The sequence below is a fragment of the Tsukamurella sp. M9C genome, assembly GCF_020169415.1.
In the GTDB taxonomy this organism is placed as follows: domain Bacteria; phylum Actinomycetota; class Actinomycetes; order Mycobacteriales; family Mycobacteriaceae; genus Tsukamurella.
The window spans coordinates 39444-53717 of sequence record NZ_JAIULG010000007.1 but is presented as its reverse complement, the minus strand read 5'-3'; the positions used below and the strand labels follow the sequence as shown (position 1 = coordinate 53717).

Here is a 14274-nt window from a genome sequence, read left to right as displayed (position 1 = left end):
ACCACGCCTGCAACCCTACAACCGGAACCTGAGACCCAGCCTCATTCGCGCGCGGTGGACGGCGCCCGCCGGGCGGGTGCCGTCCCCGGCACGGTCGGCGTCAGTCGTGCGCCGCGTAGATCGCGGCCGCCAGCTCTGTCCGCAGAGCCTGGAACTCGGCGGTCGCGGTGACCGACGGGTCGCGCACGGTGTCCGGCCCGTCGCCCGGCAGCTCGACCTTGCGGTCGATCACCACGCGTCCCGGGCGGGCGCTCATCACCAGCACGCGGGTGCTCAGGAACACCGCCTCCTCCACCGAGTGGGTGATGAAGACGATGGTCTTGCCCGCCTCCCGCCAGATCTTGAGCAGGTCCACCTGCAGCCGCTCGCGGGTCAGCGCGTCGAGCGCGCCGTAGGGCTCGTCCATGAGCACGATCGCGGGATCGTTGACCAGGACGCGGGCGATCTGCGCGCGCTGCTGCATGCCGCCGGAGAGCTCGTAGGGCCGCTTGTCGCCGAAGTCGCCGAGGCCCACGAGGTCCAGCAGCTTCTGCGCCTGCTCACGCCGCTCGGCCTTGCCCACGCCACTCACCTTGGGCCCGAACTCGACGTTGCCGCGCACCGTCAGCCAGGGGTACAGGGTGGGGGCCTGGAAGACCACGCCCCGGTCGGCCGACGGTGCCGTCACCCGCGCGCCGCCGACCTCGACGACGCCCTCGGTCGGGTCCTCGAAGCCGGCGACGAGCCGCAGCAGCGTCGTCTTGCCGCAGCCCGAAGGGCCGACGATGGAGACGAACTCGCCCGGCTCGATCGTGAGGTCCGTCGGCTGCAGCGCGATGGTCTGCCCGCTCGCGGTGTCGTAGGTCTTGCCGACCCCCGTCAGCTCGACGCGTTCGGTCCCGGTCACTTGGAAACCCCCTGTGCGGCGGCGGCGTAGACGCCGTCGGTGTAGTGCTGCGCCGGAGCGACGCCCTGGACCTGGCCCTGCTGGAGCAGGAACTCGGCGGTCCGGCGGATGTCGGCGCCGAGCTGCCCGCCGAGATGGTCGGGGCCGCCCTGCGTCTTCGCGTCGAAGTAGGCGTAGCCCTTGATCTGCGTGAGGACCTGGTCCAGCGGCACGCCGAGCTGGCCCGCGATGTGCTCGGCCGCCTTGTTCGGATCGGTGTTCAGCAGGTTCGCCGCCCAGCCCTGCGCGGCGGTCCAGATCTTGAGGAAGGCCGGGTTGTTCTTCACGAAGTCGCCGCGGGCGCCCTCGAGATCGTAGGTCGGCGCGCCCTGCTCGGCGACCTGGGCGCTCGTGGTGAGCACGGTGCCCTTGAGCTGGCTCAGCGTCGGCTCCCAGATGTACGTGGCGTCGATCTGCCCGCCGCCCCACGCGCCGCGGATGGCGTCCGGGGCCAGGTTGATGACCTGCGCGTCGGTGACGCCCGCCTTGTCCAGGGCGGTGAGCAGGCTGTAGTGCGCGGTCGACGCGAAGGGCACGGCGATGCGCTTGCCCTTGAGGTCGGCGACGGTCTTGATGCCGTCGCCGCGGGCGACGAGCGACTCCGCGGCCCCGATCCGGTCCTGGATCCAGATGACCTTCATGTCGATGTTCAGCGGCGCGCTGAGCGCCTTCGCGGCGGGCGCGCTGCCGAGCAGGCCGACGTCGAGGCTGTTGGCGCCGAACGCCTGGATCACGTCGCCGCCGGAGGCGAACTTGCTCCACACGACGTTCACGTTGGGCAGGCAGGTCTTGAGCAGGCCGGTGTCCTTGACGACGAGGTCGCCGTTCGGGATCTCCTGCCAGCCGATCCGGACGGTGCCCGTCACCGTCGGGTCCGGGTCGACGGGGCACGCCGTGGTCCCGCCGATGGAGCGGGACTGTTCGGCGCGGCCGGATTCGACGATGCAGCCGGTCAGGGTGAGGCCGACGGTGCCGACCACGAGCGCCGTGCGCGCGAGGCGCTTCAGGCGGTTCATGCCTTCCCCTTCCACGGGACGGCCAGCAGGCCGATCCACTTGATGAGCGAGTCCAGCAGCAGCGCGGTGACGCCGATGACGATGATGCAGGCGATCGTCAGCGGGGTGTTGAGCTGCTGGCCGGCGAGGTAGGCGAGGCCGCCGATGCCGGGGATGCCGTTGTTGAGCTCGGCCGCGACGACGGTGGTCCACGCGAAGCCGACGGCGATGCGGATGCCGTTGATGACCTCGGGCAGCGTCGCCGGGACGATGACGCCGCGGATGGTCTGCAGCCGGTTCGCGCCGAGCGCGCGGGCGGCGTTGATCTGATCGATGCTCACGCCCTGCACGCCGTTGACGGTGGAGATCGCGATCGCGGGGAAGGCGGCCAGGAAGAGCAGCCAGATCTTCGACGTGTCGCCGATGCCGAACCACACGATGAGCAGGCCGATGTAGCCCAGTGGCGGCAGCGCGCGCAGGAAGTTCAGGTAGGGCTCGATGATCGTGTTGATCGTCTTCGAGGTGCCCATGGCGAAGCCGAGCAGCGGGCCGATGATGATCGCGGCGCCGACGCCGGCGAAGATCCGCTGCAGGCTGGCGACCAGGTGCTCCCAGAGGAAGTAGTTCTGTTCGCCGAGCACCTCGCGCGGCACGCCCGGCGCCACCTGGTGCCACGTGCTCGCGCGCACCGCGGCGTCCCAGACGGCCTTCGGCGTGGGCAGGAAGGTCTCGTCGATCAGGCGCAGCCCGCTCACCAGCCACCAGGCGGCGACGAAGACGAGCAGCGCGATGATGCGGACGAGCCACGACCTGACCGCCAGCGGCAGCGGTTCGATGACGGCGTTCTTGACCCTCAGTAGCGGGGGCTCCCCGGCCATGAATTCCTCTCCGGCGCCCCAGTGGGCACACGAACAGGAAACTCTGTCAGGCCGCGGTTCGCATCGGAACCGTTCGAATCGTGGTGATCGTTAGGTGCGGTGCACGTTGCGGGCGGCTATCTGTCGGGAGGCATCGGGGTGGCTCAGACGTTCCTCCGGTGCACATTGCGAGCGGCTACTTGGTCCCGGGGCATGATCTGGATCGAGTCGATGTTCACGTGCGGCGGGCGGGTGACGGTCCAGGTCACGGCGTCGGCGATGTCGTCGGCCGTGAGGTTGTCGACGCCCTCGTAGATCTTGTCGGCCGCGGCCCGGTCGCCGCCGAGCCGGACCACGGAGAACTCGGTCTCCACGAGGCCGGGATCGATCTCGATGACGCGGATCGGCTCGCCCTTGAGCTCCAGGCGCAGCACGCGGGTCACCGCGCGGGCGCCGTGCTTGGCGGCGTTGTAGCCGGCGCCGGTCTCGTAGGCCTCGAGCGCGGCGACGGACCCGATGGTCACGACGCTCGCGGCCGGCGACGCCCGCAGTTTGGGCAGCAGCGCCTGGGTGACGCGCAGGATCGACAGGACGTTGATGTCGTACATGCGGGACCAGTCGGCCTCGTCGGCGGTCTCGATCCGGTCGACGCCGAGCGCGCCGCCGGCGTTGTTGACCAGCACGTCGACCTTCTCGATCGCGTCGGTGAAGGTCTTCACCGAGTCCACGTCGGAGACGTCGAGTGGCAGCGCGGTGACGATCCGCTCGGGGTACTCGGCCTCGAGCTGCCGCTTGAGGTCTTCCAGCCGCTCCACGCGACGGGCTCCGATCACCACGTCGAACCCCGCGCGCACCAGGTGCCGCGCGGTGGCGGCCCCGATCCCGCTGCTCGCTCCGGTGACGACGGCGATTTCAGCCATGCGTGTTCTCCATTCCCACGTCGATGCGGTGGTGTTCCAGGTCGTGCAGGGCGTAGACGGCGAAGGACTCGACGGTGAACGCGGAGCCGTTGGAGCGCAGGCCCGTCCGCGCCCAGTCCTCCTCGCCGACGGTGGCGTAGGCCTGCGCGAACGCCGCCGCCGCGTCCGCGAGCTCGTCGGCGACGGTGCTCGGGTCCTGGGTGTCGTACTCGTCCTCGACCGCGGTCACGTCCTGATCCCAGTTCGCGAAGGTCGCGCCGTCGCGGGCGAGCATGAGGTTCAGCCGTTCGCGCATGATGAGGTGCACGTCGCGCAGGTGGCAGCCGTATTCGAGCACCGACCAGGTCTGCTCGTCGGGCCGGACCCGCGCATCGGGCCGCGCCAGCGCGGCGTCCCAGCCGACGGCCGACCGCGCGATGCGATCGGCGACGTCCTCGCGACGGACCGTCGACGGGTCGAATCCGCAGGCCGGGCAGGCCCGCTCGATGACCCACGTCCAGTCCTTGGTGTCCGGTGTGATCGCCACGGGATTCAATCTACTTCGGCCCCGGTTTCCTGTCGGATCCGCCCGCTATCGTCCGAGAGTGCTCACTGCGTGGGGAGACGAGAGCGGGTCCAGGCCCGACCTTGATCCGGGCGCGTACCTGCTCGCCGCGGCGTTGATCGAAGAGGCCGATCTGCCCGTCGTTCGATCCACGATGCTGGAACAGCAGGGCAACGAGGACAAGGTCCATTGGTACTCCCGGGACGCAGCTCGCCGATCGGAGCTGGTCGAGGTTGTGGCATCGCTGCCCGTCGCAGCCTTCTGCGTCGTCCATGAAGAGATCGGGGCGACCGATCGACGACACCGCCGAAAGTGCTTGGAGTTCCTGCTCCCACATCTCGCCGCGATGCCGTGCGCAGCGATGACCTTCGAATCACGGGCGAATCTGGACGCCAGCGACATCGCGACGCTGCAGCTACTGCGATCACGCCGGGCAATCGAGTCCAATCTGCGGATCAGTCACGTGGTCGGACGAGACGAGCCCGCACTCTGGGTGGCAGACGCAGTTTGTGGCGCGATCGTTCAGAGCCGCATCGGCCAGCCGAAACACCTGACTCGTCTGGGTGGCTCCGTCGAGGTGCACGTGATCTGAGCACGGCATCACATGCGCGAGCCGCAGGCCTCACCATACGGCGAGTAATCCTGCGGCTCACTTCCAACCCCACCGCGATGGGGCGGCTACATCTCCACGATACGACCACCGCGAGCAGCGTGCAACGCCGTTCCAACGGCTCACGATTTCGGGGTCTGCGCAGGTACACCTGCTCTGGCGCACGCGTACCGCGCTAGAACGCGAATTCGTGAGCCATCCCCTCAGCGCAGCGCGGCGGCGAGGTCGTGTAGCACCGAATCGGAGGTGGCGAAGTCCATGCACTTGTCGGTGACGGACTGGCCGTAGACCAGCGGGCCGGGGCCGGGCTGCTGCGCGCCGGCGACGAGGAAGGACTCGAGCATCACGCCGGAGATCCCCTTCTCCCCCGCGGCGAGGCGGCCTGCGATCTCGCGCGCGACCTCGGCCTGACGGACGTGGTCCTTGCCCGAGTTGGCGTGCGAGCAGTCCACCATCACCGACGGGGCGAGGCCGGCCTTCTCCAGCGCGCCGACGGCGGCGGAGACGGAGGCGGCGTCGAAGTTCGGCCCACCGCGGCCGCCGCGCAGGATGACGTGGCAGTTGTCGTTGCCGACGGTCTCGACCACGGCGGCGGCGCCCTCGTCATCGGTGCCGAAGAAGACGTGCCGGGCGGCGGCCGCCTGCACCCCGTCGATCGCGACGGAGACGTTTCCGTCGGTGGCGTTCTTGAAGCCGATCGGCATCGACAGCCCGGACGCGAGCTGGCGGTGCACCTGCGACTCCGTGGTACGAGCGCCGATCGCGCCCCAGGCGACGGTGTCGGCGATGTACTGCGGGCTGGTCGGCTCGAGGAACTCGCAGCCCACGGGCAGGCCGATCTCCAGGATGTCGAGCAGCAGCTGCCGGGCGGTGCGCAGGCCGCGGGGCACGTCGTAGCTCTCGTCCATGCCGGGGTCGTTGATGAGGCCTTTCCACCCGACGGTGGTGCGCGGCTTCTCGAAGTACACGCGCATCACGACGAGCAACTCGTCGGCCAGCTCGTCCGCGATCGGCTTGAGCCGGCGGGCGTAGTCGAGCGCGGCCTCGGGGTCGTGCACGGAGCAGGGGCCGACCACGACGAGGAGCCGCTGGTCACGGCCCGCGATGACGTCGGCGACCGCGGCGCGATCGGCCTCGACCTGCGCGGCCAGACGGGGTGCGAGCGGCAGCTCGTCGCGCAGCTGCGCGGGCGAGGGGATCGCGTGGAACGCCGAAACCCGACGGTTCGATGTCGACGCCGGTGTATCGAGTTCGATGGTCATGAGAAACCTTCCTGGTGGCGGCACCAGATCCCTTCCGGTGCCATAGAAAAAGGCAGCGAGTGATCTCGCTGCCTTCGGCTCCGGGTTCGTACGGTCGGGATTATCCGCGCATGCGCGCATCACCGCCGGCTCCACCCGGAGCCTCGGTAAAGCGCCAATACGCGTTCATACCCACGAGCCGAACATAGCACAGCTATCGCGCGATCTCTGTGGCGAGCGTCTCACCGTCGGTGACCGGCAGGGAGCAGACGGTGCCGTGGCAGACGTACGCCGCCGCCCGACCGTCGACGGGGCCGCGCCCCTCCAGCAGCGGATGCGAATCCTTAGCTCCGGCAATGACTACCGCGCCGCCTGGGGCGAGGCGGCGCGCCTCCGCCACCAGGGCGGCGGCGCCCGTCCCGTCGGCGACGGCGATCTGGAGCCCCGCCGCGGCCTGCTCGGCGACGGCGAGGTGGTGCCCCGCCCCGCGCGGCACCCGGCGGATCAGCTCCCCGGAGCGGGCCCGGGTGGCGGCGGCGAGCGGGGCGTAGCGCTCCCCGAGCAGCGCCTCGGCGTAGGTGAGGGCCTCGGCGACGATGCTCGCGCCGGCGGGGGTGGCGCCGTCCGCGGGGTCGCGCGGGCGGGTCAACAGCGTCTCGCCGTCCGACGGTGCGTCGTACCAGCTCCCGTCCGCCGCGGGGTCGGCGAAGCGCACGATCGCGGCGTCGAGGATCGCGGCTGCCGCTGCGGCCCAATGCGACTCGTCCGTGTCGGCGGCGCCCGCGTGCTGCGCCAGCGCGAGCAGGCCGGTGACGAGGGCGGCGTAGTCCTCCAGCATGCCGTCGGCTTCGCCGACCGCGCCGCCGAGTGAGCTGCGGCGCAGTCGCGCACCGTCCCAATGGGTTCCGAGGACGTAGCGCGCGACGGACGCGGCCTCGTCGACCCGGCCGGCCTCCGCCAGCGCGGTGATCGCGAGGCCGTTCCAGACGGTGACCACCTTGTCGTCGCGGCCGGGCTGCGGGCGCCGTGCCCGGACGTCGTAGAGCCGGCGTCGCACGTCGGCGAGGCGCACCGGGTCGGGCTCGCCCTGCAGCTGCAGCGTGGACGTTCCGTGCTCGAAGGTGCCGCCCGCGGTGACCGCGAAAACCTCGGCGGCCCAGGCGCCGTCGGCTTCGCCGAGCACCTCGACGAGCTGCGCCGGCGTCCACACGTAGGTGGCGCCCTCGACGCCGTGCCCGTCGACGACGGTGTCCGCGTCGAGCGAGGAGGCGAGCCCGCCACCGTCGACGCCGAGGTCGCGGATCAGGAAGTCGGCGGTCTCGTCGGCCACCCGCAGCGCCAGGGGTGAGCCGGTGCGGCGCCCGAGGTGGGCGTAGAAGCGGAGCAGAAGGGCGTTGTCGTACAACATCTTCTCGAAATGCGGCACCACCCAGTCGGCGTCCACGGCGTAGCGGGCGAAGCCGCCGGCGAGCTGGTCGTAGATGCCGCCGCGGGCCATCGCCTCGGCGCACCGCACGGCGACGCCGTAGGAGGCCGGGTCCCCGGTGCGCTCGTGGTGCCGCAGCAGGGCCTCGACGGTGGCCGACGGCGGGAACTTCGGCGCGCGGCCGAAGCCGCCCGACGGGTCCTCGTCGGCGCAGATCGCGCGCACCGCCCCGGCCAGGTCCTCGGCGGAGGGGGCGGCACCGTCGGGCAGGCCGGCGGAGGCCTGCCGCAGGTGCGCGGCCACCTGCCCGGAGACGCGGCTCACCTCGTCGCGCCGGTCGCGCCAGGTGTCGGTGATGGCCTCGAGGAGCTGCGGGAAGCTCGCCTGCCCGTTGCGAGGCTCCGGCGGGTAGTAGGTGCCGCAGTAGAAGGGCTCGCCGGACGGGGTGAGGAAGCAGGTCATGGGCCAGCCGCCCTGGCCGGTCATGGCGACGGTGGCGTTCATGTAGATCGCGTCGAGGTCGGGGCGCTCCTCGCGGTCGACCTTGATGCACACGAAGCCGGCGTTCATCTGCGCCGCGATGGCCTCGTTCTCGAAGGACTCGTGCGCCATCACGTGGCACCAGTGGCACGCGGCGTAGCCGATGGACAACAGGACGGGCACATCCCGCTCCGCCGCCTCCGCCAGCGCGGCCTCGCTCCACTCCTGCCAGTGCACGGGGTTGTCCGCGTGCTGGCGCAGGTAGGGGCTGGTCGACTCGCCGAGACGGTTCATGATTTCCATCATGCCCTCAGGCTCCCCGGAGCCGAACCCCTGCAGCCCCGAGGCCACGGCTCACCCCTTCACCGCGGTCAGCCCCGCCGCCGGACCGCCAGAACCTGACCGGTCCGGGCCACGTGCACTTCCTGATCGGAGTACAGATCGACCTGCACGAAGACGAGCGACTCCCCCTCCTTCGTCACGGACCCTCGCGCGACGAGGAACTCGCCCTTGCCCGCCTTCAAGAAGTACGTCGTCGATTCGACGGTCGTCCACAGATCACCGTCGTTCAAGCTGAGCGCGGCGGTCACCGCTCCGACCACGTCGGATGCGCCCATGATCGCGCCGCCATGCAGCCCGCCTCCCATGGTCGACAACTCCCCGCGATAGGGCAGTCTCGCCTCGACGCTCCCATCGGAGATGGACGTGAACTCCATCCCCAAGGTCCGGGCGAACGGCACCATGTCGAGGATCTGGTCGGACGTGAACTTCATGGTCGAGCTCCTTCGTTGCGGACGATCTCGCCGACGCCTACTCCACCCCCACACCGGTAGGTTTACATCTGTATGCTTACACCTGTCAATGACTCCGACGACCTTATCCACTACGGAGAAGCGCACATGGACACCGACCGGACGCAGCGCCCACGATCACCGCGCGGCGAAGGTGAGAGCCTTCGCGGCGACATCCTCGCCGCCGCCGATGAACTGATCACCGAAGCCGGAAGCGGGTCCGACCTGTCCCTGAGGGCGATCGCTCGACGCACGGGTGTCAGCCCCATGACCCTGTACCGACATTTCGACACGCTCGAAGCGATCGTCGACGAGGTGCAGCGACGGCACTATCTCGAGCTCGTCGAGGTACTGAGGGACCACGTCGAGAACAGCGACGACGGACTGTCGGCGTTCGCTCAAACCTTCGTCGGATACGGGCTGTCGAACCCCGGCCGATTCCGTCTGATGTTCGCGATGCCCCTCAACCCCGAGCGCGTCGTGCCCGACGACAAGCAGATACTCGGAACCCCGGCCCTCGAGCTGTTGGTCGGCACCATGCGCGCTCACCTGACTAAGCATCGACTCGAGCGCGACCCGTGGCGGGCGGCTACCACGCTCTGGGCGACGCTCCACGGCATCGTGCACCTGCGCCTCTCAGTCGGCATGCGCGGCGACTACGCCTGGCCGCCCGTTGAGACTCAGATCGCCGACGCGCTCGCCCCCTTCACCGTCGCCACCGCATGACACCGCAGTCACACTCGTCGAATCCGCGAAGCGACTACCGTCCAAGGTCATGAAGTGCACGACCTCGATCGAGATCGCGCTGCCACTGCAGCAGGTCGCGCAGCTGCTCTCCGACCCGGCGCACCTGCCGATGTGGCTGCGGGGCATGGAGGTCCACGAACCGGTGAGCGGGACGCACGGCGAGGTCGGGACGGTCTCGCGCGTCGTACTGCGGTCGGGGAAGCAGACGATGGAGCTCACCGAGACCATCACCCGCCGTGAACCGGCGGACCTGCGCACGCTCCCCGCAGGGACCGTCGTGCGGTACGAGCGGGAGATCGAGGGCGCGGGGATGTGGAACGCCGCGCGCGAGCGGCTGACGGAGGCCGGCCCGGACCGGACGTTATGGGAGAGCGAGAACGGGTACCGCTTCCGCAATCCCCTGATGCGCCTGATGGCGCTCCTGATTCCCGGCGTCTTCCGCAAGCAGCAACTGCAGCACATGGAGGACTTCAAGGCCTTCGCCGAGCAGGGAACGGACGTCCGCGACCACGGGGCCTGATCGTCAGGTGGGCGGGTAGCGGTCCGCGAGGACGATCGCCCGAGCACGCAGGGCGGCCCGCAACTCCTCGGGCGCGAGAGCCTCGGCGGCGGTGTCCAGCTGCCACACAGCCCACACCGCGTGACGCAGGTCCTCGAAGGAGACGTCGAGGCGGATGCGCCCGTCGGGCTCGGTGACTTCGGCGCGCACCGCGCGCGCGTGGTTCAGCAGTTCGTCGCGCCGCGCCGCCTCGACGCGGACGAGGACCGGAAGGTGGTTCTCGGAGAGGAACTGCGCGCTCCGCTCGGCCCAGATCCGGTCGAGGTCGACCTGCGCCGGTCGCTGCGCGGAGTCCGCGAGCGCCTCGGCCGCGAGCATCCGCGACACCCGGTACGTGCGGTCGTCACCCGCCTTCGCCGCGAGCAGGTACGTGCGCCCGCGCACCGTGACCAGGCCGATCGGATCGACGGTGTGCCACCGCGGTTCCTTCTCCGGCGCGGCGTACCGGAAGCGGAGCACGCGCCCCGCGAGGACGGCGCGACGGACCTCGCCCATGACCGCCGGGTCGAACTCCTCGGCCGCCGCGCGCCGGGACAGCAGGTCCGTCTCGGGCTCGACGAGGAAGCGTGACGCGGCCCGATCCAAGTCCGCGCGGTTCCCCTCCGGCAGCGCGTCGACGACCTTGCGCATCGCTGAGGCGAGGGCAGCGTTGAGGCCGAACACCTTCCGGCCCGTGCCCGACCCGGCGGTGAGCAGAGCGAGGGCCTCGTCGTGGGTCAGGCCCGTCAGCTCGGTACGGAAGCCCGGCAGGAGGGAGTAGCCGCCACGGCGCCCGCGATCGGCGTAGACGGGGACCCCGGCGGTCGAGAGCGCGTCGATGTCGCGCTGCACGGTGCGCGGCGACACCTCCAGCTCCGCGGCCAGTTCGTCTGCCGTCATCCGTCCGCGCCGGCGCAGGAGGAGCACCAGCGAAACCAGTCGATCGGCGCGCATGGCTCGATTGTCTCCGAAAATCACGACATGAGGTGACGTGATTCGCTGCGAGCCTGGTCCGTACGGGTATCGACGGATGGCCACGGGGCCGCCGCACGCCCGCCGAACCGAACGGAGAAGTGCCATGGAACGCACGGCGATCAACCCGGTGTCCTGGTCGCAGGAAATCGGATTCAACCAGGGCGAACTGGTCACCGGACAGTCCCGGACCCTGTACGTCTCGGGGCAGACCGCGATGAGCCCCGACGGCCGGCCGAAGCACGAGGACGACGTCGCGGCGCAGCTCGCGCTCGCGGTCGACAACCTCGAGGCCGTGCTCGACGCGGCCGGGATGTCGCTCGCGAACCTGGTGCGCCTGAACGTCTACAGCACCGACATCGACGAGCTGTTCTCGCACTACGGCGTCCTCGCGGCGCGCCTCGGCGCCGCGGGGGTCGCCCCCACCACCACGATGCTCGGGGTGACCCGGCTCGCGATCCCGGGGCAGAAGGTCGAGCTGGAGGGCACCGCCGTCGGTTAGCCCGACGGTGCCGCCCGCGCCGGTCCCACCGGCGCGGGCGCCTGTCCGGCGTGACCGCCGCTCATCTCCCCCGCGGACCGCTCCGGGCCGCGGTTGATTCGGCCCTCGACCGACGTATCCTCGAAGTAGTCGCATTTCATCCGCGAAGGAGGCGCTCGTGACGGAACTTGTCGCGCCGTCGTGGATGCGCTCGCAGATCAGTGCCGAGCAATACGACTCCTGGTCCGAGGAGCAGTGCGCGGGCATCGAGATCGTGGACGGGATGGTCGTCGTGAGCCCGAGCGCATCGAAACGCCACAACCGCCTCGCTCGCCTGTTGGCGAACGCCCTTGATGCCGCGGCGGGCGAGGAGTGGAACGCCGACACTGATTTCGACGTCCGCCTGCAGGACGTACCGCTGACCAATCGGCGCCCCGACGTGATCGTCTACCGCGCGGAGTCGATCGACGTCTCCCCGACCCGGCCCCGTGACGTCCTACTCGTGGTGGAGGTCGTCTCCCCGGGTTCGGAGACAACGGACCGCGTCGTCAAGGCGGATCAGTACGCCAAGGCCGGAATCCGGTTCTACTGGCGCGTCGAGCAGGCCGCCGACGAACCCCCGATCGTGTACACCTACGTGCTCGACCCGGCGGCCCAGGCCTACCGCGACGGAGACGTGTTCACCGGCACGGTGAGCACCGCTGTCCCCTTCCCGGTATCCATCGATCTCCATGCATGACTACGTCACCAACTCGTAGACCGTCGCGCCCCCGACCTTGGTGGCGGTGAAGCTCTTCTCCACCCAGCTCTGGATCTCGGACTTCCCGCCGCCGGGGCGGAAGCCGCCGGAGGAGACGTAGTACGAGATCTTCCCGTCCTTCACCCACTGCTGGAACTGCGCGAGCGTGGGCGCGGGGTCGGAGCCGCTGAACCCGCCGATCGCGATCACCGGCCGCCCGGAGTTCAGCTGCAGCGAACCCTGGCTCTGCGCTCCGTTGACCGCGGCCGCCCACTGCGTGGTGGTGTCCTTGAGCAGGGCGATGAGCTCGGGGTCGGCCTTCTGCTCGCCGGGCCCCTTGCCGGCCTTGATGTCGTCGGCGCTCACGCCCTCCGGGAGCTCCACGCCCGCGGGCAGCTCGACCTTCGCTCCGCCGCCCGACGATGCCTTCCCCTCACGCCCACTCGGCCCGCCGAACATGTCGCCAGACTTCGCGGTCTTCACGGCCGTCGGCACGCCGCCGCTGTGCGCGGTGCTCGCCGTCGAGACCGAGAACGCCGCCGTCGCAACGCCACCGGCGAGCAGCGCGAGCACCAGCGCGGCGGCGACCGCCCGACCGGAACCGCGCCGGGTCACGACCAGCGCGACGATCGCCGCCGCCATCAGGACGCCGACGACGATCCCCAGCCATGGCCAGGCATACCCGGCTCGCCACGCGCGGACGATGCCCCAGCCACCAGCGGCCACCACCAGAGAGGCGAGCGCGAGCGTGCCCGGCACCGTCGACCTGCGGCTCCACGCGACGGCGGCGCCGCCGCCCACGAGCACCGCGATCGCCGGGACGAGTGCCACGGTGTAGTACGGGTGCACGGTGCCGCTCATGTACGAGAAGACCACGCCGGTCACCACGAGCCAGGTGCCGAAGACGGTGAGCCCCAGCGCGAGATCACGATCCAAGCGACGCCGCGCCACCAGCACGAGACCGATCACCAGCACCAGCAGCGCAGCCGGCAGCAGCCACGAGATCTCGTTGCCGAACTCGTTGCTGAACAGGCGCGCGAGGCTCGGCGTGCCGCCGAAGGACGTGCCCGTGGCGCCGTTTCCGCCCGGCCCGCCGCCGCCGAAGCCGCCGGAACCGGAGCCGCCGCTGTTCCCGACGATCCGTGCGAGACCGTTGTAGCCGAGCACCAGATCCATGAAGGTGCCGTCCTTCGACCCGCCGATGTACGGCCGCGACGACGCGGGCCACAGCACCGTCAGCAGCACGTACCAGCCGGCCGAAACGACCACGGCGACAACACCCAGCGCCAGATCCCGAGCCCGCCGCAGCCAGGAGGTCTGCGCGAACAACAGGTACGCGAGCCCGAACCCGGGCAGCACCAGCAGGCCCTGCAGCATCTTGGTGAGGAAGGCGAAGCCGAGCAGCGCGCCGCACGCCACGAGCCAGCGCCACGACGCCGCCTGGCATGCCCGCACGGTGCAGTAGGCCGCGGCGGTCATGAGCAGTACCAGCAGCGCATCGGGGTTGTTGAACCGGAAGATCAGCACCGCCGCGGGGGTCAGCGCGCACACGGCGCCCGCCAGCAGCGCCCCTCCGATCGCGATCCGCGACGGAAGCGAGCCGAGGAGCCGGCGGGTCGTCAGGTACACCAGCCCGACGGTGCCGACCCCCATCAGCGCCTGCGGTAGGAGGATCGACCAGGACGAGAGACCGAGGACCCGCACGAACAGGCCGGTCACCCACAGCGCCGCGGGCGGCTTGTCGACGGTGATCACGTTGCCCGGGTCGAGCGAGCCGAACAGCCAGGCCTTCCAGCTCAGCCCGCCGGCCTGCGCCGCGGCGGCGTAGAAGTCGTTGCCGTAGCCGCTGATCGACAGGTTCCAGCAGTACAGCAGCGCCGTGGCGGCGAGCAGTGCGGTCACGGCACAGCGCCGCGGAGTCATGTACTTCACGGAAGCCACCGTCGCGGGCGGAACTGCGCGCCCCCGGCCCTGAGCCTGGGAAGTCGCTGTGAGGTCCCCTACCGGG

15 protein-coding genes are annotated in these 14274 nt (G+C 70.4%); 5 read left to right on the top strand and 10 right to left on the bottom strand.

What is annotated here, in order from left to right; genetic code table 11:
- Positions 1-100 precede the first annotated feature (100 nt).
- The 5 genes from LB823_RS05995 to LB823_RS05975 all read right to left on the bottom strand — a co-directional run bounded on the left by LB823_RS05995 (position 101) and on the right by LB823_RS05975 (position 4223).
- On the bottom strand, positions 101-886 hold the full coding sequence (locus LB823_RS05995) for an ABC transporter ATP-binding protein (RefSeq protein ID WP_224645850.1): 786 nt from the start codon (positions 884-886) through the stop codon (positions 101-103).
- Entirely contained in the window at positions 883-1941 is a 1059-nt protein-coding gene (locus LB823_RS05990) for an ABC transporter substrate-binding protein (protein WP_224645849.1), read from the bottom strand. Before LB823_RS05990 ends, LB823_RS05995 begins: the two co-directional genes overlap by 4 nt.
- Positions 1938-2798 carry an ABC transporter permease gene (locus LB823_RS05985; RefSeq protein ID WP_224645848.1) on the bottom strand — a complete coding sequence of 287 codons (861 nt, stop codon included), beginning with the start codon at positions 2796-2798 and terminating at the stop codon, positions 1938-1940. The genes LB823_RS05990 and LB823_RS05985 overlap by 4 nt, the downstream gene beginning before the upstream one ends.
- A gap of 143 nt (positions 2799-2941) precedes the next feature.
- Positions 2942-3697 carry an SDR family NAD(P)-dependent oxidoreductase gene (locus LB823_RS05980; protein WP_224645847.1) on the bottom strand — a complete coding sequence of 252 codons (756 nt, stop codon included), beginning with the start codon at positions 3695-3697 and terminating at the stop codon, positions 2942-2944.
- Positions 3690-4223, bottom strand: a complete 534-nt coding sequence (locus LB823_RS05975; RefSeq protein WP_224645846.1) for a DinB family protein — start codon at positions 4221-4223, stop codon at positions 3690-3692. The genes LB823_RS05980 and LB823_RS05975 overlap by 8 nt, the downstream gene beginning before the upstream one ends.
- A gap of 58 nt (positions 4224-4281) precedes the next feature.
- Here LB823_RS05975 and LB823_RS05970 point away from each other — a divergent pair, with 58 nt between their 5' ends.
- Complete coding sequence (locus LB823_RS05970) at positions 4282-4833, top strand: hypothetical protein (RefSeq protein WP_224645845.1); 552 nt, start codon at positions 4282-4284, stop codon at positions 4831-4833.
- Positions 4834-5054: 221 nt separating this feature from the next.
- Here LB823_RS05970 and LB823_RS05965 read toward each other — a convergent pair whose 3' ends face one another.
- From LB823_RS05965 to LB823_RS05955, 3 genes are all read right to left on the bottom strand, one after another.
- On the bottom strand, positions 5055-6113 hold the full coding sequence (locus tag LB823_RS05965; protein WP_224645844.1) for a 3-deoxy-7-phosphoheptulonate synthase: 1059 nt from the start codon (positions 6111-6113) through the stop codon (positions 5055-5057).
- Between the two features lie 193 nt (positions 6114-6306).
- Positions 6307-8304: a thioredoxin domain-containing protein gene (locus tag LB823_RS05960; RefSeq protein ID WP_374201279.1), complete on the bottom strand. Its 1998-nt coding sequence runs from the start codon at positions 8302-8304 to the stop codon at positions 6307-6309.
- A gap of 65 nt (positions 8305-8369) precedes the next feature.
- Positions 8370-8771 (bottom strand): PaaI family thioesterase, encoded by a 402-nt coding sequence (locus tag LB823_RS05955; protein WP_224645843.1) that lies wholly within the window; start codon positions 8769-8771, stop codon positions 8370-8372.
- Positions 8772-8897: 126 nt separating this feature from the next.
- Here LB823_RS05955 and LB823_RS05950 point away from each other — a divergent pair, with 126 nt between their 5' ends.
- Positions 8898-9515, top strand: a complete 618-nt coding sequence (locus LB823_RS05950) for a TetR/AcrR family transcriptional regulator (protein ID WP_224645842.1) — start codon at positions 8898-8900, stop codon at positions 9513-9515.
- 49 nt (positions 9516-9564) lie between these two features.
- Positions 9565-10056: an SRPBCC family protein gene (locus tag LB823_RS05945; RefSeq protein WP_224645841.1), complete on the top strand. Its 492-nt coding sequence runs from the start codon at positions 9565-9567 to the stop codon at positions 10054-10056.
- Positions 10057-10059: 3 nt separating this feature from the next.
- On the opposite strand, the gene LB823_RS05940 is transcribed toward LB823_RS05945, so the two are convergent.
- Positions 10060-11028, bottom strand: coding sequence for a YafY family protein (locus tag LB823_RS05940; protein WP_224645840.1), 969 nt, complete (start codon positions 11026-11028; stop codon positions 10060-10062).
- A gap of 124 nt (positions 11029-11152) precedes the next feature.
- Between LB823_RS05940 and LB823_RS05935 the strand changes: the two genes are divergently transcribed.
- Both LB823_RS05935 and LB823_RS05930 read left to right on the top strand, forming a co-directional pair.
- Positions 11153-11548, top strand: coding sequence for a RidA family protein (locus tag LB823_RS05935; RefSeq protein ID WP_224645839.1), 396 nt, complete (start codon positions 11153-11155; stop codon positions 11546-11548).
- 157 nt (positions 11549-11705) lie between these two features.
- Positions 11706-12266 (top strand): Uma2 family endonuclease, encoded by a 561-nt coding sequence (locus LB823_RS05930; protein ID WP_224645838.1) that lies wholly within the window; start codon positions 11706-11708, stop codon positions 12264-12266.
- Here LB823_RS05930 and LB823_RS05925 read toward each other — a convergent pair whose 3' ends face one another.
- Complete coding sequence (locus tag LB823_RS05925; protein WP_224645923.1) at positions 12267-14189, bottom strand: glycosyltransferase family 39 protein; 1923 nt, start codon at positions 14187-14189, stop codon at positions 12267-12269.
- Between the last annotated feature and the right edge of the window lie 85 nt (positions 14190-14274).

Excerpts from the sequence above, each read along its gene's own strand:
- LB823_RS05965 (WP_224645844.1), bottom strand. The coding sequence starts at position 6,113 with ATGACCATCGAACTCGATACACCGGCGTCGACATCGAACCGTCGGGTT.
- LB823_RS05985 (WP_224645848.1), bottom strand. The coding sequence starts at position 2,798 with ATGGCCGGGGAGCCCCCGCTACTGAGGGTCAAGAACGCCGTCATCGAA.
- LB823_RS05955 (WP_224645843.1), bottom strand. The coding sequence starts at position 8,771 with ATGAAGTTCACGTCCGACCAGATCCTCGACATGGTGCCGTTCGCCCGG.
- LB823_RS05960 (WP_374201279.1), bottom strand. The coding sequence starts at position 8,304 with ATGATGGAAATCATGAACCGTCTCGGCGAGTCGACCAGCCCCTACCTG.
- LB823_RS05925 (WP_224645923.1), bottom strand. The coding sequence starts at position 14,189 with ATGACTCCGCGGCGCTGTGCCGTGACCGCACTGCTCGCCGCCACGGCG.
- LB823_RS05935 (WP_224645839.1), top strand. The coding sequence starts at position 11,153 with ATGGAACGCACGGCGATCAACCCGGTGTCCTGGTCGCAGGAAATCGGA.
- LB823_RS05950 (WP_224645842.1), top strand. The coding sequence starts at position 8,898 with ATGGACACCGACCGGACGCAGCGCCCACGATCACCGCGCGGCGAAGGT.
- LB823_RS05980 (WP_224645847.1), bottom strand. The coding sequence starts at position 3,697 with ATGGCTGAAATCGCCGTCGTCACCGGAGCGAGCAGCGGGATCGGGGCC.
- LB823_RS05945 (WP_224645841.1), top strand. The coding sequence starts at position 9,565 with ATGAAGTGCACGACCTCGATCGAGATCGCGCTGCCACTGCAGCAGGTC.
- LB823_RS05990 (WP_224645849.1), bottom strand. The coding sequence starts at position 1,941 with ATGAACCGCCTGAAGCGCCTCGCGCGCACGGCGCTCGTGGTCGGCACC.
- LB823_RS05940 (WP_224645840.1), bottom strand. The coding sequence starts at position 11,028 with ATGCGCGCCGATCGACTGGTTTCGCTGGTGCTCCTCCTGCGCCGGCGC.